The following is a 19,883-nucleotide window of genomic DNA, read 5'->3' on the forward strand; positions in this document are numbered from 1 at the left end:
TTTGTTGCCAAAGGTAACGGATTTCAATTTTACATTTTACATTCGTTCCCATGATAGCTTATTTGAAGGGAAGTTTCGCCGGCATTACCCCATCCAGCGTAATTGTTGATACCGGAGGCATAGGTTACGAAGTGAACATCAGCCTGAATACTTACTCCCAGATTCAAAACCTGGAAAAAGGATTGTTATTTACCCATCTTATAATAAGGGAAGACGCCCACCTCCTGTATGGGTTCAGCAACATTGAGGAAAAAGATATCTTTCTTTTACTGATAAGCGTATCAGGGATTGGAGCCAATACAGCGAGGCTTATATTATCTTATATGAAGCCAGAAGAAGTAAGTACCGCTATCTTACATGGTGACAGCCGTTCGCTGGAACGGATCAAAGGCATTGGCAAAAAAACGGCTGAACGGGCCGTGCTGGAGCTAAAAGACAAAATAGGCCGGGATCATACTGATGCAGTATTACCTGCAGGTACAGTAACGGTTACATCAAGTGTTAAACAGGATGCGCTCGAGGCGTTGCTGGCGCTTGGGATCAATCGTCAGCAGGCAGAGCAAAACTTAATCAAATTATTACAGGCAGAACCAGCATTGCAGTTGGAAGACCTTATAAAAAAAGTGCTGAAGGGGCTTTAGATGAGGGAGCAGGAACTGGCGAGTAAGAAGTTGGAAGATAATTGATGGGTCATGGTTCACAGCCAATAGGCGTACATCGTATATAGTTTATTGTTTAATGTGCGGCAGCTTGGATCATTTTTCAATTTGGGTCAATAGTTCCTGATATACATCATTGGGTCTGTCTGCCCGTTTATTAACAATATTACCGTCTCTGTCAATTATTGCATAATGGGGTATGCCATTGATGCCGAAAACCTCGTCTGCTTCTTTTACTGTTTTTTCATCTAAAAGATAATGCTCTCCTTCAATGTTTAATTGATTGCGGGCTTTCGCCCATGCTTTTTCTTTGTCATTGTAGCCCATATAAAGAAACACAACGTTCTTGCCTTTTAATTTATCCTTTAAAGCTCCGGCATCAGGCATTTCTGCCCGACATGGTACGCACCAGCTTGCCCAAAAATCTACATAAATGACACTTCCTTTATACTTTGCAAAAATTTCTGTAATAGATTTAGCACGGGCAAAATCTGGTTTCAGGGGTACAACCGACTTAGAATAATCATCCCGTGCATAGATAACAGCTTGCTTCATTTTTTTGTTTGAAACTATTCTATCGTACTTTTTAAATATAGGAACGTACTGGCTATCAGGAGCTGTTCTCATCAGATACATCAATCTTGACAAAGAAACATCTCTTGTATTGCCTTTTATCAGATTTGAGTTTACGGCAAAATCAAAATACCCGTCAATTGTACCCTCACCGTTACTTTTTTGCATATACTTAGTTCTGATATAAAAGTCTATCAGGTCATTATACCCGCTGGTATTTAACGCGGCATATTCATCATTTGTGCCTTTTTCAATAATTTTTTTTAGGGTATTTTCATCTACGGAGTTTTTATTTGAAATATTTTCTACTAATGTTCTTTCATAAGGTTCATATAAATAACCCGACCTTAACCATTTGTAATACGCATCAGATATTGGGTGATACTTTTTATAGTTATTAAGCACATTTAATTTGAGCACCGCAATTTCTTTTCTGTAAAACAAAGCACTGTCTATGTTTGCCCCTCCTATTTTACTGTTCAGCTTTTTGTATGTGTCGTTTTTCCGAATACGGTCAATTGCATAGGAGGAATAATTGAAGTTGGCTGAGTTGCTACCTACAGCCATAAGCGGGCTAGCCTGTGAAAAGTCGGCAACTAACTCTATGTTTTTACCACTTATTAAATCAAAGAACTGATTTCCTTTGCCTGTTTTTATGTACCATGTATTTATAGATGTTTCCGGAATTATTGCTTCAAACCGTCCGTTTTTTTCAATTTTTATTTTTACACTGTTATCACGCCAGGCTCTTGTATAATTATAAAACCCACCAGGCTCACTGATAAAAAAAACAGTATCATTATAGTTTTTAGCGGTCCCTGAAATTTTCACCTGCGCATCAGAAAACAATCCAATCAACAGGAGGAGTGATGCCCATAAAATTCTCATTGAAGCCATCCCTATTAGTTTTATTGTTCGCATAGCGCCTAAAAGCGTTTCAGGAAATCCCTGACCCTGTCAGCTTTCAACTGTCAGCTAAACTATTACTTTCGCTTAAAATCACCACGTTTCCAGGCATTGATAAATTCGGCCCAGGCGGCCGGGCTAAAAATGTTCATAGGTGGCACCTGCCCCTGGTACCTGGCTTTCTGAAATACATTGTTCAGCTGGCGTTTGGTCATTTCACGGCCATCCTGCGGGAGTTTGGCCAGGTATGCCCTACGGGCTTCCGGAGTATTGGCTTTTCGTAAAATTTCCAGCTCATCTTCGGCCACAGCAACATTTACAAAGTCCCTGGCAAACTGTTCGGGTGTGGGCCGCGGCCTTATTATTGCTACCGGAAGATAAGCAGTATCTCGCACCAGCGTTTTTACAATGCTGTATTGCGTACCCTTTAGCGTATCGGGCACACGCACATGGCCCGGCAAAAAGCTGACATGCGAAAAATCGATAACATCCCCTTTTAATACGGCAATAGAAAATATACCATCATTATTGGTGATAGTTCCGCGTTTGGTTCCTCGTACAGTAACGCTCACAGCAGGTATGGCCTCAAGGCTGTCTGCCGTCATAATAACCCCAAACAGCTGAACCACAGAATCACGGGCCTTTTCAAACTGGGCATTTGCATGTAGCCCACAGTATAATGTAATTATAAAAAACGATACGATCTTCTTCACTGCGCCAAAATTAAGTACATGAACTTGAATAAAGACAACAATTTGGGCTTATAGGTGTTTAACTTTGACATTTATATTTGAATTTAACATAAGCTTTAATAATGACAAAGGAAAAAGTACTGGAGGCGTTAAAAACCGTACATTATGCAGGTAATGAAAAAGATATTGTAACGGCAGGCATTGTACAGGACCTGGTGATCGAGAAATATTATATATCATTTAGCCTGATCATAGAAGCCCATAACGCAGATGACCGGCTAAAACTGAAAAGCGAGGCCATTAAAGCTATTAAAGACCAGGTAAGTAAAGATGCAGTTATAAAAATTTCTTTTCAAAATAAACCCGCTGCGGCAACAGCCTATGAACAAGCACAGGAAGGTCCTTTATCCGGTGTCAAAAAAATTATTGCAGTTTTCAGCGGAAAAGGGGGTGTGGGTAAAAGCACTGTATCGGCCAACCTGGCCCTGGCCCTGGCGCAATCAGGTGCTGCTGTAGGCTTAATGGATGCGGATATTTATGGCCCCAGCATGCCGATTATGTTTGGTGTACGCGGTGAACGGCCTATGATGAAAGATGTGAATGGCAAAGGTGTAATTGTACCGCTGGAGCGGTTCGGTATCAAATTATTGAGTATTGGCCTGCTGGTGGATGAAAGCAAAGCGGTGGTATGGAGGGGGCCTATGGCCAGCAGCGCGATCCGCCAGTTCATTACGGATGTAGACTGGGGCAACCTGGATTACCTGATAGTAGATATGCCTCCAGGAACCGGGGATATACACCTTACCCTGTTGCAGGCAGTAAAAGTTGCCGGCGTGGTAATTGTAAGCACTCCGCAGGATGTAGCCCTGGCCGATGCTAAAAAAGGCATTGCCATGTTTGGCCAGGCACAGTTAAACGCCAGGATATTGGGGCTGGTAGAAAATATGAGCTACTTCACTCCCGCCGAACTTCCTGATAATAAGTATTATATTTTCGGAAAACACGGCGCTAAAAACCTTGCATCTGAATATGATTTACCTTTCCTGGGCGAAATCCCCCTGGTGCAAAGCATCCGCGAAGGTGGAGATATAGGTATACCGGTCATGATGAGCGATGATGAAATAACAAAGCAGGCATTTATGGAACTAGCTGACAAAGTAGCCCGTGGCGCATAAAATAAAAATTATTAAATTTACAGTAAACATATCTCTGTATGTACACTACCTAACATTTAGATTCAGCTCAGGACATCAACAATGATATTATCAACTCAATTAAGGCAGTTTTCAAATCAAAACCAATTAAAATAGTAATTACGGAAGATGTAGGAGAAGATTTTGACGAAGCGTTGACTTCGATCTTAGATGAACGGATAAATACAAATGATAACGACTTTATTACAGCAGAGGAGTCCCTATTACTATTGAGCAGAAAATATGGAATATAACCTATTAATTTCTAAAAGGGCCCTTAAAGAAATTGAGGATGCGATTGATTATTATGTCCAATATAGTATTAAAGCGTCTGCAGCCTTTGTTAAAGAATTACAGCAGGCCTATCATCTTTTAAAAAACAATCCTCCGGAAAGAATTTACTATAAAAATATAAGGGGATTGAAGCTAAGCAGGTTTCCGTATATATTATATTTTACTATTGATAAGAAAAAAATACTGTGAAAATACTTGCTTGCTTTCACAGCAAAAGGCATCCGGTAAAAGACCAAATGTATAAACATGTAGCATCCAGCAACCGTTCACACATCTTCGGTCTCCGGACTTCCGGACTTTTCCGGATTTCTGGCTATTTTAAAGATGACAGAGGACGGATAACAGTTGACAGAAGGAGAATTGAAAAATTTAAAGGCTTAAAAATTGACAGGTAGTATCCTGCATTTTACATCTTACATTCTACATTTAATGTTCAATATCTACATTTCACTCCCTACACTCCCAGCACTTCCTTCATTGTAAAGATCCCCTTCTTATCTTTTAAGAACTCGGCAGCTATTACTGCGCCTAAAGCAAAACCTTTACGGTTATGAGCGGTATGGGTGATAGCAATATCGTCAATGTCGGACGTATAGGTAATGGTATGTGTGCCCGGGGCGGGGTCGATGCGTTTGCTCACTATCAGCAGCTCATCCTTTTGTGGCGGGACATCGTTCACCCATTTGCTCAGCTGTGTATAGGTTTCAAGCACGCCTTCGGCAAGTGTAATAGCGGTCCCGCTGGGAGCATCCCTTTTTTGTGTATGGTGTATTTCTTCCATCACTACTTTGTATTCTTTATGCGGATGCATCAATGCCGCCAGCTTCTTATTCAGCTCGAAGAATAAATTAACGCCAACACTGAAATTACTGGCATAAATGAAAGACCCGTTTTTATCGGTGCATAGCTGTTTTACAGTATCCATTTTCTCCAGCCAGCCGGTAGAGCCGCTTACTACCGGGATACCGAATTCAATCAGTTTAATAATATTATCATAAGCGGTATGAGGGCCGGTGAACTCGATGGCCACATCTGCTTTGGCTAGGTACTCTTTACTAAACTCATCCTGGTTATGCTCATCTATTTTCAAAACCACCTCATGGCCTCTTTCCAGGGCTATTTCCTCGATAGCTTTTCCCATTTTACCATAACCTACCAGTGCAATTCTCATTTGTATCTTTTTAGTTTGCAGCTACGCTGCGGTTTTTGCCTAATGGAACGCTTTTTTTATACATCCTGAAGAATAAAATGTTTTACACGGGCGTTTCATTAATCCTTTTTAATTATTTTGTTATCATTTAATCTTCACAATAAAACTCATGCCTGCAGTACCTGCCATTTCGCTATAACCCGGTTGTATTTTAAATGCCAGATCGGGCGATATATCAAAACTGCTCAAATGTGCATCTACTGTGGCATCTATCACGTTTAACCCCCAGGCAATGAGAAAGTAAATGGCAGAGTAGGCCGCATCCCTTCTGAAATCATCTCTATAATACCTTAACGTTTCAATTCCGGTATTTTCATATGTGAGTCTTACAACTCTGTCCAGTCCTTTATAACCCGAAGAATCTTTAGGGCTACTGGTTGATCTAGCTAAAGCATCTACCACCCGCACACCGTCACGAAAATCTTTATACCACTTTACATTATAAAAAAAATAATAGCCTGTTCCTCCAATGGCTCCGTATACAAAAGGCAATTTCCAGATTTTCTTATTATACACCTGTCCCCAGCCCGGCAAAACAGCCGATCGGATAGCCGCTTTACGGGGAATGCGGGCCCTGGGATCTTTTAATTTAGCGCTGTCGGTTTCCCGGAAAGCGGGGTTCTTAATAGTGGGCTTTCCCAGTGTATCTTTGGCGGCTGCCAGCTGCCGGGCCACTGCCGTATCCACAGTTTGTGCGTTAGCCGGATTTATACGGGCAATGTTAAACAATAAACCAAACAACAGAAGTTTTATTACAGGGTGCATTTTGCAAATAAAATACAGATTACTCTATGAGGAAGTTAAAGTTAATCAATGGACACGTTAAAGTTTTGCAACAGCTTGTTCAACTCCTCTACTGAATAATAATCAAATGTTATTTGCCCATGTCCTTTTGAATTATGTTTCAGCTTTACGCGCGTATCAAACTGGGTAGCCAGCTTATCTTCAATGCGCTGGAACGGAGAGGATAAACCCGTTTTGGATGGTTTCTTTGCCCCGTTTTCCTTATATAGGTTACGCACGAGAGCCTCGGTTTGCCTTACAGAAAGCCCCTTGTCTTTTATTTCTTTAAAAATAAAAAGCTGCCTGTCCACCGTATCTACATTGATCAGCGCCCTCGCATGACCCATAGAAATAGTACCGTTCCTTACCGCCAGCTGAATATCGGGTGGCAGCTTCAGCAGCCTGATAAAATTGGCCACAGTACTGCGATCTTTTCCCATGCGTTCGGCCACCTGGTCCTGCGTATAGCTGAGCTCATCCATCATGCGTTTATAACTCAACGCCACTTCCATAGCGTTCAGATCTTCCCGCTGCAGGTTTTCCAGCAAAGCCAGCTCCAGCAGCTCCGCATCATTGGCCTGGCGAATGTAGGCTGGGACTTCTGCTAGCCCCGCTATCTTTGAGGCCCGCAGGCGGCGCTCCCCGGCAATCAACCGGTACTTACCATTGAGCATTTTAGAAACGGTAAGTGGCTGAATGATATCGTGTATCTTTATAGACTGGGCTAATTCCTGCAGGGATTGCTCATCAAAATCGGTACGGGGTTGCCTGGGATTGGTTTCAATATCAGAAACAGGAATTTTTGAGATATTGGTAGCTGCTTCTACCACCGTTTTTTTCAATTCGCCGGTACCGCTTTTCAACTCTGCATCAATACTGCCTAAAAGGGAACGGATACCTTTCCCCAGCGCATCTTTATTTAATTTTTGTGTAGCCATCTCTTTGTTTTCTTGAATGTTGACAGGTTTACATGTTAACAAAGTGGGTGATCCTTTTAACTTTTCAGCCCCTCAACTTGTTAACTTCATTCCAATATCTTCTCTTCGTTCGGAATCCTGGTTAAATTATTTCTCTGTAAAATCTCCTTAGCCAGATTGAGGTAATTTACTGACCCCTTACTGTTCCCATCATACAAAATAACCGGCTTACCAAAACTGGGTGCTTCGCTCAGTTTGGAGTTCCGGTGTATAATGGTATCAAAGACCAGCTCTTCAAAATGCCGGCGTACCTCGTTTACCACCTGGTTGCAAAGGCGCAGGCGCGCATCGTACATGGTCATCAAAATCCCTTCTATTTTTAGACCGGTATTGAGCCTGCTTTGAACGATCTTTATGGTATTCAGCAACTTACCTAATCCTTCCAGGGCAAAAAACTCGCATTGCACCGGTACTACCACCGAGTGGGCGGCTGTTAGCGCGTTCACGGTTATCAATCCCAGCGATGGCGAACAATCGATCACTATAAAATCATAATCCTCCTGAACGGCAGCCAGGATCTCTTTTAAAACGATCTCCCTGTTCGGATAATTGATCATTTCGATCTCTGCACCTACCAGGTCAATATGCGAAGGAATAAGGTCCAGATTGGGTATATCGCTTTTCAGGATCACATTCCGTGCCGGGGTCTGATTGGCCATACAATCGTACAGGCTTTGTGTAATATTCTGCAAATCAAAACCTACACCGGTTGTGCTGTTAGCCTGCGGATCTGCATCTACCAATAAAGTCTTATACTCCAGCACAGCAAAACTTGCAGCCAGGTTAATAGCCGTTGTTGTTTTGCCTACACCACCTTTCTGGTTTGCTACTCCAATTATTTTTGCCATATTTCGATGCCCGGTTATGGGGTTATTTTATTAAGAAGCATAAACCGCGGCGAAACGCAAATGTAAAGTTTTTTGCAGCAGGAATGATATGGGTTGATAGAATAGTTGGCAGATGACAGCAATGAGAAGGCGCATAAGTCGGGCAGATCATAAGTCAGGAAGAAATTAAAGTATGCTGGTTAAATCTGAAATCCCGCATCCTAAATCCGGGGCCCGGAACATAAAACTCCAAACCGGCAACCTGCAACTAATTTCTTAGCTTTGCCGACTTAATTACTCTGATTATGCGTAATGGGCCGTTTTGGTGGATCCTAATAGCAATTATGGTATTGATTGACCTGTACGTATTCTTTTCCGTGCGGTCTTTATTTGTAACCGGATCTAAAAGCAGGGGAATTTATACCATTGTTTACTGGTCGTTCTCTGTAATTGCAACGATCATAATACTCCTTTTACCACATTTCCAGTTCAGCGAACAGCACAAGCTGTTAAAAAGCACCCTTTTTGTACTGGTTTTTGCTTTTTTTATGGCTAAACTGATCGCCGCCCTGTTTTTCTTTATAGACGATATCCGCCGCTCGGTACAGTGGATTGCCGGTAAAATCTTTTCTGCCAATAATGAAATAAGTGAAATTGCCGGTGAAACAGGCGATAAAATATCCAGGTCTTCCTTTCTTACGTGGATGGGCATTGTTTCAGGAGGTGGTTTATTTGCATCCTTTATTTACGGGTTAAACAATAAATACAATTATCAGGTTAAAAACATAAAGATTCCCTTTGCTAATTTGCCCGCTTCTTTTAAAGGATTGAAGATTGTTCAGATTTCAGACATTCATACAGGGAGTTTCACCAATTTTAATGCAGTGAACAGGGGTATTGATCTGATCCTGGCTCAAAAACCCGACCTGATCTTATTTACCGGTGACCTAGTAAATAATAAGAGTGAAGAAGTGGGTGAATACCAGAAAGCATTCAGCCGACTTACAGCTCCGATGGGCGTATATTCTATATTGGGCAACCACGATTATGGCGATTACGCCCAATGGCCTGATGATGCGGCCAAAACCGCCAACCTTGACCGGCTGAAAAAGATACATACCGACATGGGATGGCGGCTTTTACTGGATGAGCACCTTGCACTGCAAAGAGGAGCAGATATCATCGGTCTGATTGGTGTGCAAAATATCAGCGGCAAAGGCCGGTTTCATAGCTATGGCAATATGAGCCGGGCCATGCAGGGCGCTGAAAATTATCCTTTTAAAATACTGATGAGCCATGACCCTTCTCATTGGGATACAGAAGTGAGCACCAAGTATACCCATATCGACCTTACCCTGAGCGGCCATACACACGGTATGCAGTTCGGGGTAGAAATCCCCGGGTTAAAATGGAGCCCGGTACAATACGTTTACAAGCACTGGGCCGGGTTGTACCAGCAGGCAGATCAAAAGCTATATGTAAACCGTGGTTTTGGTTTTATAGGATACCCCGGACGCGTAGGTATTTTGCCGGAAATAACCGTTATTGAGCTGGCATAAAATATGCATTAACTTAACGTATATTTGCTATACATCTAATAATAATATACAATGATCAATCGCTCTTTAACCACTATAGCCCTATTGCTATTCCTGTCTTTGTCTGTAAACGCACAATTTCATGTGGGCGTTAAAGCCGGTGTTAATGCCGGAAAGATCGATGGTAAAAGTTTTAAAGAGCAGTTTAATTACAGCTACCTGCTGGGCGGCTTTGCCGAAATAGGGCTTGGAGATAAATGGAGCATTAACCCTGAAGTGATTTTTTCTCAAACCACCTCTACTACCGATACTTCTTTTACCAATACCCTTCCTGATTTTAAAAATGACCAGATCAAGGCCAAGCTCCAGTATTTATCCATCCCCATTCTTCTGAATCTGCGCCTTATCGGACCTTTACATATAGAAGCCGGCCCACAGTTCGGCATATTGATGAACAAAGAAAAAAATCTCTTAAAAAATGGCGAGCAGGCATTTAAAAAAGGCGATTTTTCGATAGTAGGCGGTGCCGGCCTCAATATCAGTTCCTTCAGGCTTACTGCACGTTATGTAATTGGCCTGAACGATATAAAAGATGTTACGGTTCATGACAACTGGAAAAATCAGGCATTGCAGTTCAGCGTGGGCATTGCGTTTTAAGAACGCCTGTAAAGCATTTTCAGGAGTAAAATACCTGACCCCGGATTTTATGCAAAAAGCATTCATACCGGCAGAACAACAACAAACCTCCCCTATCCTTAAAGCAACTGTGTGCATTAACCTAAAGATACTGTTTGGAGCGTTTGGCAATTTTATTACGACAAGTTTTCGGAAATCAGGCCGATGGCATTAATATTGCCAAATAATACTCTCTGCTGTTTACCCTAACAAAATAGCTGTACAGTGAAACAGGGTATGACAGTTTGTCTCAAAAAAATATATTATGGATTTTAGCAAAGTGTTTTTGAAGCCTGAAGATGATATGGATTTTATGCCGATACTTCCGCTTAATGAAAATGATACAGATGATAGTTTGGATGTTATTCCTGAAGAAATAGCCATTCTTCCGTTAAGAAATACGGTCTTATTTCCGGGGGTAGTGCTTCCCATCACCGTTGGCCGTGATAAAAGCATACAGGCAGTAAATGATTCATATAAAGGAGATAAGCTGATTGGTGTGGTAGCTCAAAAAGATGCTTCGGTTGAAGAACCCACGGTGAACGACCTGACTCCTATAGGCACTATTGCTAAAATCATCAAACTGATTAAAATGCCTGATGGGGGCACTACCGTGATTATACAGGGCCGCAGCAAGTTTATTATTAATGAAATAACAACAGCCGATCCTTATTTTAAAGCTAAAACCACAAAAATCCAGGAGAACGAGCTGCCGAAAGAGGGCGATTTTGAGGCTTATATCTCTAATATTAAAGATATTGCCGCTAATATTATTCAGCAGTCGCCTAATTTGCCCAGTGAGGCCACCCTGATCCTGAAAAATATAGAAAGCCCGGTATTTTTGATTCATTTTGTGAGCAGCAACCTGAACACTTCTATCCAGGAAAAACAAAAATTATTAGAGCTTACCGATTTAAAAGAGCGGGCTGTTAACCTGATGGAACTGCTGCAAAAAGAACTGCAGTTTGTAGAGCTTAAGAATAAGGTAACTAATAAAACACGTACCGAGCTGGATAAACAGCAACGGGAATACTTCCTGCAGCAGCAATTAAAAAGCATTAAAGAAGAACTGGGCGGAGACGCCAACTCGCAGGAAATAAAGGAAATGCAGAAAAAAGCGGAGACCAAGAAATGGCCCGCTGCAGCCAGGGAAGCATTCCAGAAAGGAGTAGAGAAGCTGGAGCGTATGCATCCCAGCACACCTGATTATTCTGTAGTGTATAACCATGTTGACCTGATGCTGGACCTGCCCTGGGATGAATATACCGAAGATCATTATGACCTGGCAAACGCTAAAAAAACCCTGGACAATGACCATTACGGAATGGCAAAGATCAAGGAACGGATACTGGAATACCTGGCCGTTTTAAAGCTGAAAGGGGATATGAAAAGCCCGATCCTCTGCTTTTTTGGTCCTCCGGGTATTGGTAAAACCTCTTTAGGAAAAAGTATCGCCGGTGCATTGGGACGTAAATATATCCGCTTAAGCCTTGGCGGCCTGCATGATGAAAGTGAGATACGCGGTCATCGCAAAACCTATATCGGCGCTATGCCTGGGCGTATTTTACAATCATTAAGAAAAGCGAAAAGCAGTAACCCGGTAATTGTGCTGGATGAGATAGATAAAGTAGGCAATGATTTTCGTGGCGACCCTAGCAGTGCCCTGCTGGAAGTATTGGATCCCGAACAAAATAATACATTTTACGACAACTACCTGGAGCTGGAATATGATTTAAGCAAAGTATTGTTTATAGCTACTGCAAATAATCTGCAGAACATTCAGCCTGCACTCAAGGACCGGCTCGAAATCATTAACCTCAGCGGTTATGCTATTGAGGAAAAGATTGAGATTGCCAAACGCCATCTGCTTCCTAAGCAAAAAGAAATGCATGGCATTCCCAGGGCCAGTTTCAAAATCAATGATAAAGTACTGGAGCGCCTGATTGCTGATTATACACGCGAGAGCGGGGTACGCGAACTGGACAGGCTTATAGCCAGTGTAATGCGTAACAGGGCCAAGAAAATAGCAATGGAACAAACCCTCAGCAGCTCGCTTTCTCTGGAAGAGCTGCAGGAAATCCTGGGCAAACCAAAATTTAATAACGACCTGTATAAAGCTGTTACAGTTCCGGGAGTAGCAGTAGGCCTTGCCTGGACCTACGTGGGTGGGGATATATTATTTATAGAATCCAGCCTCAGCGAAGGCAAAGGAGAACTGAACCTTACCGGCAATCTGGGCAATGTAATGAAAGAAAGCGCAACCACTGCTTTAAGCTATCTTAAATCACATGCACAGAAGTATCATATTGACCCGGCCATATTCAGCAGGAAAAGTATACATGTACACGTTCCGGAAGGAGCTACTCCCAAAGACGGGCCAAGCGCGGGTATTACGATGATGACCGCTATTGCCTCTGCCTTAACAGGTAAAAGGGTAAAACCTTTCCTTGCTATGACCGGAGAGATCACTTTACGCGGACAGGTATTACCAGTGGGTGGCATTAAAGAAAAAATACTGGCAGCCAAACGCGCCGGCCTCAAAGAGATCATTCTTTGCTCTCAAAATGAAAAAGACGTTGCAGAAATAGAAGCTTCCTTTATTAAGGGATTGAAGTTTCATTATGTCGACCGCATGGAGGATGTACTGGATCTGGCATTGCTGAAGCGATGAAACACAAGCCACCATATAGTATTAAAGCACAAACTCCACCCCAAAGGAAAGAGCGCAGGGGCTGCCTTTCATACAAAAGACAAATATTACTTCCTGCACAATCATGAGTGAACCACTTTTCCCCTTTGGGGAAATCAGGTGCGTGCACCTTGCTACATGATGCAGGGGCTGCACGCGGTCACTAATAAAGCACCCTGAACTGGATGGTATGCTCGATAGCCTTTAGCTCTTTAAGTAATTTCTTATCGTATTCTGTATGGATATCCACAATTACGTATCCAATGAATGGATTCGTCATTAAATACTGGGCGCTGATATTAATTGCATGCTGTGCCAGCAGCATATTGATCTGAGCCATTACACCCGGTACATTTTTATGGATGTGAATGATACGATGTGTTTGTTTTACTGCGGGTAGCTGAAGCGTAGGAAAATTTATACTATGGCTTATAGACCCTTTATTAATAAAATCTGCGATCCTTTGGGGAATAGCAGCAGGTCCTTTAGCTGTTGCCTTTGCATCGTCAAAAACAACAATACCCTTTTCCGTACAAAGCGACACAGGCAGCCCGGTTTGGGCTGCCCCCAAATAGCCGATCACTTTTAACCTTGGTACCTTTTTTATTTGTTTGGTGTCTGTTTGCACATCATTACCTGCCAGTATAATACTGGCCTTCTGCATCATCTTTTCATCTGCCTCATGATCGGTAATAATGGTCAGTCCCTCCTGCTTCAACAGCTCTATGCTTTCTGCAGGCACGTTGCCCATTACAATACAAACGATCCTGTTTTTAGGATAGGAGATTGCACCCGGCAGCTTATTGATGTATAAAAATTCATCAAAGCTGGGCGTAATATGATCAGCCCTTGACGTCACACTTTTACGGGAAATATTTTCTGTATAGGCAAAGAACTTTTTTATCAGCCCGCTTTCCCGCAGCTGAAAATCAGAATACCCGTCGCCAATTCCATACAAATTTCCCTGGAGGTTCAGTTCCTTCAGCAGCTTTACCTTCCCTCCTTCCTGGCTTAACGGGTTGGTATCGTCGTATCCGATGATCGTGCCCTTATTATCAAATACAAAAGTATTGGCATAAATATGCTCTTTCCTGATGTGGAACTTTTTTACAACAGGAGTTATAAATTCCTTGAAACCGCCTGATACGATCAGCACATCATCTGCGTGTTTTTCAAAGAAAGAAGCGTTCCTCGAAAAGGATTTAGACACTTTCTTTTTAAGATGGCTTACCAGCTTTTTAAGATGGGATTTGTTGGCTCCCAGAAGCTTTACGCGCTCAGCAAGGCTTTCTGAGAATGATATCCGGCCTTCCATAGCCATATTGGTATAATCTTCAATTTTTTTAAATACGGCTTCCTTATCAGGATGATCTTTTAAAGATATTCTTACCAATTCATCCAGCGCCTCTACCTGTGTAAAAGTGCTGTCAAAGTCTATAATATAGTAATTCTTATGCTTCATAAAAGCTGTAAGTGGTATTTGTAGTTGAAAAATGAAGCGCAAAAGTAAGGCAGAATAATGAACCGGGCACAGAAAGGATTTACAAAGCCAGGAAGCGTGTGCAAAAAGAATTCCGGCATCCTGCGCAGCAGCATGATTTTGGCATACAACGTTTTGTTATACAAAGTATGGCAACGAATGCACGAAGCAATCAAGAAAATGAAATGTTCAGTTAAAAAGCACACGAAATAATACCCCTCATTTAAAAGCGACTGCGTTTGAATATTTTGGCTTAGTTTGTGTATTATTTTGAGAGATCTTTTAAACTACTTTAAACTATTTATTATGCAACAGCCTGTAGAAATGACCACATTGAGCCAGGTGCTTGAAAAGCTGAGGCTAAAAGGCGTCGATAACGAAATAAAAATGAATGAAAGGAAACAAATGGTTTCCGAACAGTCAGGAAAAACGTATCAGCCCGGAGATCTGCTCATATTTAAAACGTTCAGGTTTGAAGGGGATTCTGACCCTGCAGACAATTCTGTATTATATATAACGGAAGACAGAGAGGGTGAAATCGGATATATTCTTGATGCCTATGGCGTTTACAGTAATCATGCCGGCTCTGAATTTTCTGATTTTATTAAAAATGTAAAGGTGGAAGACCGCGAAGAGCAGGAGCTGTTTGGATAGTATTTATAAACATGCAACTTCAGCAATTCTACTGCCGGCTTACCGCTAATTTCACGGTAGTGGAGAGATTACTGCAAATATCATATTCGTTACCCAATAATAATAGGCGGGATTTCAGCGGTTAGTATTTTAATGATTTGTATCCCTTATTTCCGGGGTGAATCGGGAACCGGCTTTTTCTTTTTTAAATCTTTTTCGCTGGAAGGAGGACCGGGAAAACCGGGCAAATCCTGATCTATACGGGGATCGTTACTTTCCTGTACTTCTTTCTTCGTATCAATAGGATCTGTTGCCTTTTTGTTTGATTTGCTCATACCAGCATATTATTAAAAAATCATGCCGGATTTAGCAAAGAAGGAGTACTATAAACAAAAGATAGTATCATTTCCAATAAGATAATATTTATTGGATGGCGAAACTTCGTATCCTGTGTATAAGCCGGTAAAGAAACTAAATGCAGGCAGTATCATATAATGATCCGACACAATAAAACAGGACATCCTGGAAGATTGTCTTGCCTTGCCGGTAATAATATAACCGGGGTGGATATGCCCGGATATAACAAAACCGTTCTCCCTATCACCTGCATGCTGATGCGTAATGAGAAAAGGCTCTATGATATATTTTTTTTCAGTTAAGCGAATATCAAGCGCATCGTAATCGATATTCATTAGTTTATCATGATTGCCGGGGACCAGCACAAAGTCTGTACCGAAGTAAGAGGCACGCCACTGTTTAAAAATATGAATATCGGCATTATAATCATGATGAAACATATCGCCGGCCACCACAATGGTCTGAGGCTGATAGGTTTCAATAAGCACAGATAATCTTCTTAAATCACCGGTCATTACTGTAGAGGGAATGGGTATGCCCTGTGAACGAAAATAGCCCGTCTTGCCCAGGTGCATATCAGACAAAAAAAGCACCTGCTTGCGCGGCCAGAAAACAGCACGATGCTTTGATAAAACAAGGGTTTCATTATTACATGTTATTTCCATGCTTTAAATGTTGTAAATGGTGAATAGAGAACATTACTCCGCCGTATTCGAAACAGATTATGAACCATTTCTCCTCAGCGTTTCTTCCTGCATCCTTCTCACTTTTACGTCCAGCTCCTCACTGCTTAAATCATGGCGGAGACTATCTACTTTTATAGGAAAACTGAGCGGTGTAAATGCCTTAGCATTAACAACAATGATCTTACTTTGTTGTATACGCTGTAAGGCCGCAGCTAACCTCGGCTCTTCCAGTTGCTGATAAAATACTTCTTCATAAGCCTGCCGCATTAAAAGGTTATTGGGATCATATTGTTCAAATATCCTGAAAATAAGGCCCGAAGAGGACTGCAGGTTCTTATCTGTTTTAAACCGGCCCGCATAATTCTTCATTACCAGGCCGGATATTACAGCAATATCCCTGAACTTGCGCCCGGCCATTTCAGCGGCATTGATGCTTCTCATTATATCTTCTGCCAGATTTTCGGCAGACAATATCTTACTCAGATCTATCTGATCCATCGGAACCGGCTGATCGCTTAGCAATTCAAATCCATAATCGTTCATAGCCATGGAAAAGGTGATAGGCCGGATTTTGCTGATACGGTAAGCAACCAGTGCGCTCATCACCTCGTGCACCAGCCGCCCTTCAAAAGGATACATGAATAAATGATGCCCATCCCGGGTTTGTATCAGCTCTACCAGGAACTCATCTTCTTTCGGTATATGAGAATGAAGCTCCTGCTGCTTAAAAAGGGGATAAAGCTTTTTCAATTCCACTTCTTTTGACCCCGGCCACAGGGCCTCATTAAATTTATGCCTTAAAAAAGAGCTCAGATTAGCGCTTAGCGGAAGCCTTCCTCCCAGCCAGCTTGGTGTAATGGCACGCTTCGCATTGCTCTTTTTTACCAGCACTGTCATATCCTTTATCATTACAAACTCCAGCACTTTTCCTGCCAGTCCAAACTTGTCGCCGGGATTTAACCTTGCCACAAAATATTCTTCCACCATACCAATATAACCTCCACCCAGAAATTTTACTTTCAGCATGGGATCGCTTACAATAACGCCCAGGTTCATGCGGTGCATCATCGCAATACGGCGGCTCCTTACTTTGTAAACGTTTTCTTCAAGTATTACTTTCTGAAAATCTTCATATGCTGTAAGCACATCGCCCCCGTGTGTGATGAACTTTAATACCCACAGCCATTCGGCCCTTTCCATATAGCTAAAAGCATAGGTTTGCTTTACCTGCCGGTATACCGCTTCTTCCCTGAAGCCTTCACCAACTGCTAGTGTAATAACATACTGCACTAATACATCAAAGGTCTGTACGAGGGGTATACGGCTTTCTATAATGCCTTTCCGGGCAGCTTCTTTCAGCGCTGCCGCTTCTACCAGCTCTAAAGAATGGGTGGGAAGAAAATAAATTGTTGATGTTTCAAAAGGTGAGTGCCCGCTGCGACCTGCACGCTGTAAGAACCTAGCCACACCTTTGGGTGAACCGATCTGGATAACCGTATCCACAGGTTTAAAATCTACTCCAAGATCCAAAGAAGAAGTGCATATTACGGCTTTCAGCTGCTCCGTATGCAGCATATCTTCTATCCAGTTACGCAGTTCCATATCAATAGAACCATGATGAATAGCCAGGCGTCCGGCCAGGTCCGGCGCTGCAGTTAGCATTACCTGGTACCATAGCTCGCTTTGGCCACGTGTATTGGTAAATATAAGCGTAGTGCGGCTTTCGTTAATAATAGGAACCAGTTGCGCCGCCATCTTTGTACCCAAATGACCTGCCCAGGGAAGCACTTCTATTTCATCAGGGATAATGGAGATGATAGCTGTTTTCTTTTTCTCTTTTGAGCGAACCACTGTTTTTTTGATACCGGTGTAAGGGATCAGCACTTCCATCGCCTCATCTATATTTCCTATAGTAGCACTGATGCCCCATATACGCAGGTCGGCCACTATACTCCTCAGCCTTGATATGGCCAGCTCTGTTAATACGCCCCGTTTACTTCCCAGCAGCTCGTGCCACTCATCTACCGCAACACATTTCAGGTATTTAAAATAGGAAGCATTATTTTTTTGCGCAAACAGCAGGTGCAGGCTTTCGGGGGTAATGATCAGTACATCCGGCATTTTTTTAGTTTGCTTTTGCCGCTCCTTGGTAGTGGTATCTCCATTGCGAACGCCCACTTCCCAATCCAGGCCAATCTGCTCCAAAGCCCCACTCATGGCTCTTCCCAGATCTTTAGCTAAAGAGCGCAGCGGCGTAATCCATATCAGCTTCAACCCTTCGCCATATTCCCCTGGATAATTGAGATAGTGAATAATAACAGAAAAGAAAACCGAAAAGGTCTTGCCAAAACCGGTTGGTGCAATTACAAGGCCCGAATATTCTTCGTGAAATTTTTGCCAGCTTTCCTGCTGGAAAGCAAAAGGCGAGTTACCTAAAGACTGGAACCAATCCTTAACGATCTGATAACCGGGTGTAGTTTGGATGGTGGACAAAAGATAAATTAATATTGCTTACAAGGATGTAACGAAAAGATCCTAACCAGGAACTTTGGTGATCTTAAATGCACCTGATATCTTTTCATACATACAGGCTTAAACAGCATAAGAATATCAGATAAGGATTTTAAATCTGCCATATCTCAAAGATAACAAAAGCTAAAACATCTGACAGCTGCCCGGCATTTTTTTGCTTTACATCTCTTATATGGCAAGCCATGGCCACCGCTCCCCCACGAATCAGCAATATGATGCACGCTACACTACCTCATAACAGGCAATAAACCAGGCGCAACGTGCAAGGCAGACCTTTTACACATGGCGCCATAATGACCCTTCATATCGGAAAGGGTTCAGGTTAATGTAATACTGTTCCGAAGAAATTTCAAACTCAAACTCCTTCGTATAGCTTTCCTTTAGCTGCGCCTCCAATTTTTCTTTATTGAAAAACGTACAGGGGTAAGAGGCTTCAATCCCGTAAAAAACGGGCGGCACATGCTGTATAGTGATACGGTCTCTTTTTTCACTGTTAAAAGCGATCAGGTCCAGCATCAGATAGGGAATTTTAAACTCCTGCAAACTTTTAAGTGTTTCGTAGGGTTTTTCAAAATACTGCAGAGAGCTGGAAAATAACAGCAGGTGCGCTTCAGGATATTGTTCCAGGCATTCTTCAATGCTATAAAAAAATTTCAGATGGCTGTTTTCAAATTCCTTTCTTCCGATATCTACAAAATGAGGTTGTTCAATAATGCACCAATTCAACACTTCCAGATGAGCTAAACAGGCTATATTCTGATAGTAAGACGTTCCAAGAGAACCGCCAAAATCTATAACTGTAAGCTTATTGCCATTTCGGGAGGCCACCAGTAGCAGTGCAGAAAGAAGATTGATATTTAACTGTATTTTATCATAAACAATCCCATCGCGCTCATAAGCTACCTCCCCATTTTTTACACGGCGTGTTGTTTCTGTTATCCGGTTTAGAATATGATTTTCATCGTACCCCCGGGTACGCGACTTTGCTGCTTTGTAAGAAGGGAAATCGCCCTTCCAACCATATTTAAAACTATAAAATTTCAGTGCCTTAGCAATGGGTGGCACAAATTGTTTCAGCAAGATTCTCATAAAAATAGTTCAGGATTTTAAAATTTGCCCGGTGTTAAGATAGGAAATTTTATAATGCTATACACGGGACGCTGGCTATGTGTCAGGGTA

18 protein-coding genes are annotated in these 19,883 nt (G+C 42.2%); 7 read left to right on the plus strand and 11 right to left on the minus strand.

Annotated features, from left to right (window positions below):
* Positions 1-50 precede the first annotated feature (50 nt).
* On the plus strand, positions 51-641 hold the full coding sequence (ruvA, locus tag ACYVBM_RS09605; RefSeq protein ID WP_460685435.1) for a Holliday junction branch migration protein RuvA: 591 nt from the start codon (positions 51-53) through the stop codon (positions 639-641).
* Between the two features lie 114 nt (positions 642-755).
* Here ruvA and ACYVBM_RS09610 read toward each other — a convergent pair whose 3' ends face one another.
* Entirely contained in the window at positions 756-2,129 is a 1,374-nt protein-coding gene (locus tag ACYVBM_RS09610) for a TlpA family protein disulfide reductase (RefSeq protein ID WP_460685436.1), read from the minus strand.
* Positions 2,130-2,215: 86 nt separating this feature from the next.
* Positions 2,216-2,851: a carboxypeptidase-like regulatory domain-containing protein gene (locus ACYVBM_RS09615; RefSeq protein WP_460685437.1), complete on the minus strand. Its 636-nt coding sequence runs from the start codon at positions 2,849-2,851 to the stop codon at positions 2,216-2,218.
* Between the two features lie 101 nt (positions 2,852-2,952).
* Here ACYVBM_RS09615 and ACYVBM_RS09620 point away from each other — a divergent pair, with 101 nt between their 5' ends.
* Together ACYVBM_RS09620 and ACYVBM_RS09625 are read left to right on the plus strand one after the other, a co-directional pair.
* Positions 2,953-4,005 carry an Mrp/NBP35 family ATP-binding protein gene (locus ACYVBM_RS09620; RefSeq protein ID WP_460685438.1) on the plus strand — a complete coding sequence of 351 codons (1,053 nt, stop codon included), beginning with the start codon at positions 2,953-2,955 and terminating at the stop codon, positions 4,003-4,005.
* A gap of 261 nt (positions 4,006-4,266) precedes the next feature.
* On the plus strand, positions 4,267-4,506 hold the full coding sequence (locus ACYVBM_RS09625; RefSeq protein ID WP_460685439.1) for a type II toxin-antitoxin system RelE/ParE family toxin: 240 nt from the start codon (positions 4,267-4,269) through the stop codon (positions 4,504-4,506).
* Between the two features lie 265 nt (positions 4,507-4,771).
* On the opposite strand, the gene dapB is transcribed toward ACYVBM_RS09625, so the two are convergent.
* The 4 genes from dapB to ACYVBM_RS09645 all read right to left on the minus strand — a co-directional run bounded on the left by dapB (position 4,772) and on the right by ACYVBM_RS09645 (position 8,135).
* Positions 4,772-5,488: a 4-hydroxy-tetrahydrodipicolinate reductase gene (gene dapB / locus ACYVBM_RS09630; RefSeq protein ID WP_460685440.1), complete on the minus strand. Its 717-nt coding sequence runs from the start codon at positions 5,486-5,488 to the stop codon at positions 4,772-4,774.
* A 123-nt stretch (positions 5,489-5,611) separates the two neighbouring features.
* Positions 5,612-6,292: a DUF5683 domain-containing protein gene (locus ACYVBM_RS09635; RefSeq protein WP_460685441.1), complete on the minus strand. Its 681-nt coding sequence runs from the start codon at positions 6,290-6,292 to the stop codon at positions 5,612-5,614.
* Positions 6,293-6,333: 41 nt separating this feature from the next.
* Entirely contained in the window at positions 6,334-7,248 is a 915-nt protein-coding gene (locus ACYVBM_RS09640) for a ParB/RepB/Spo0J family partition protein (RefSeq protein ID WP_460685442.1), read from the minus strand.
* Between the two features lie 86 nt (positions 7,249-7,334).
* Complete coding sequence (locus ACYVBM_RS09645) at positions 7,335-8,135, minus strand: ParA family protein (protein WP_460685443.1); 801 nt, start codon at positions 8,133-8,135, stop codon at positions 7,335-7,337.
* 284 nt (positions 8,136-8,419) lie between these two features.
* On the opposite strand from ACYVBM_RS09645, the gene ACYVBM_RS09650 reads away from it, so the two are divergent.
* From ACYVBM_RS09650 to lon, 3 genes are all read left to right on the plus strand, one after another.
* On the plus strand, positions 8,420-9,673 hold the full coding sequence (locus ACYVBM_RS09650) for a metallophosphoesterase (protein WP_460685444.1): 1,254 nt from the start codon (positions 8,420-8,422) through the stop codon (positions 9,671-9,673).
* Between the two features lie 51 nt (positions 9,674-9,724).
* The gene (locus ACYVBM_RS09655; RefSeq protein WP_460685445.1) at positions 9,725-10,309 is read left to right on the plus strand and encodes a porin family protein; all 585 of its coding nucleotides are present in this window, start codon (positions 9,725-9,727) and stop codon (positions 10,307-10,309) included.
* Positions 10,310-10,592: 283 nt separating this feature from the next.
* Positions 10,593-12,998, plus strand: a complete 2,406-nt coding sequence (lon, locus tag ACYVBM_RS09660) for an endopeptidase La (protein ID WP_460685446.1) — start codon at positions 10,593-10,595, stop codon at positions 12,996-12,998.
* Between the two features lie 181 nt (positions 12,999-13,179).
* Here lon and ACYVBM_RS09665 read toward each other — a convergent pair whose 3' ends face one another.
* Entirely contained in the window at positions 13,180-14,478 is a 1,299-nt protein-coding gene (locus ACYVBM_RS09665) for an HAD-IB family phosphatase (RefSeq protein WP_460685447.1), read from the minus strand.
* Positions 14,479-14,802: 324 nt separating this feature from the next.
* Between ACYVBM_RS09665 and ACYVBM_RS09670 the strand changes: the two genes are divergently transcribed.
* Positions 14,803-15,150 carry a hypothetical protein gene (locus ACYVBM_RS09670; RefSeq protein ID WP_460685448.1) on the plus strand — a complete coding sequence of 116 codons (348 nt, stop codon included), beginning with the start codon at positions 14,803-14,805 and terminating at the stop codon, positions 15,148-15,150.
* Between the two features lie 146 nt (positions 15,151-15,296).
* Here ACYVBM_RS09670 and ACYVBM_RS09675 read toward each other — a convergent pair whose 3' ends face one another.
* The 4 genes from ACYVBM_RS09675 to ACYVBM_RS09690 all read right to left on the minus strand — a co-directional run bounded on the left by ACYVBM_RS09675 (position 15,297) and on the right by ACYVBM_RS09690 (position 19,793).
* Positions 15,297-15,464, minus strand: coding sequence for a hypothetical protein (locus ACYVBM_RS09675; protein WP_460685449.1), 168 nt, complete (start codon positions 15,462-15,464; stop codon positions 15,297-15,299).
* 48 nt (positions 15,465-15,512) lie between these two features.
* Positions 15,513-16,151: a ligase-associated DNA damage response endonuclease PdeM gene (pdeM, locus tag ACYVBM_RS09680; protein WP_460685450.1), complete on the minus strand. Its 639-nt coding sequence runs from the start codon at positions 16,149-16,151 to the stop codon at positions 15,513-15,515.
* A gap of 57 nt (positions 16,152-16,208) precedes the next feature.
* A complete protein-coding gene (locus ACYVBM_RS09685; RefSeq protein WP_460685451.1) occupies positions 16,209-18,665 on the minus strand; it encodes a ligase-associated DNA damage response DEXH box helicase in 2,457 nt (818 codons plus the stop codon).
* A 315-nt stretch (positions 18,666-18,980) separates the two neighbouring features.
* On the minus strand, positions 18,981-19,793 hold the full coding sequence (locus ACYVBM_RS09690; protein WP_460685452.1) for a methyltransferase, TIGR04325 family: 813 nt from the start codon (positions 19,791-19,793) through the stop codon (positions 18,981-18,983).
* Positions 19,794-19,883 lie beyond the last annotated feature (90 nt).

This window comes from Niabella aquatica (assembly GCF_054779315.1).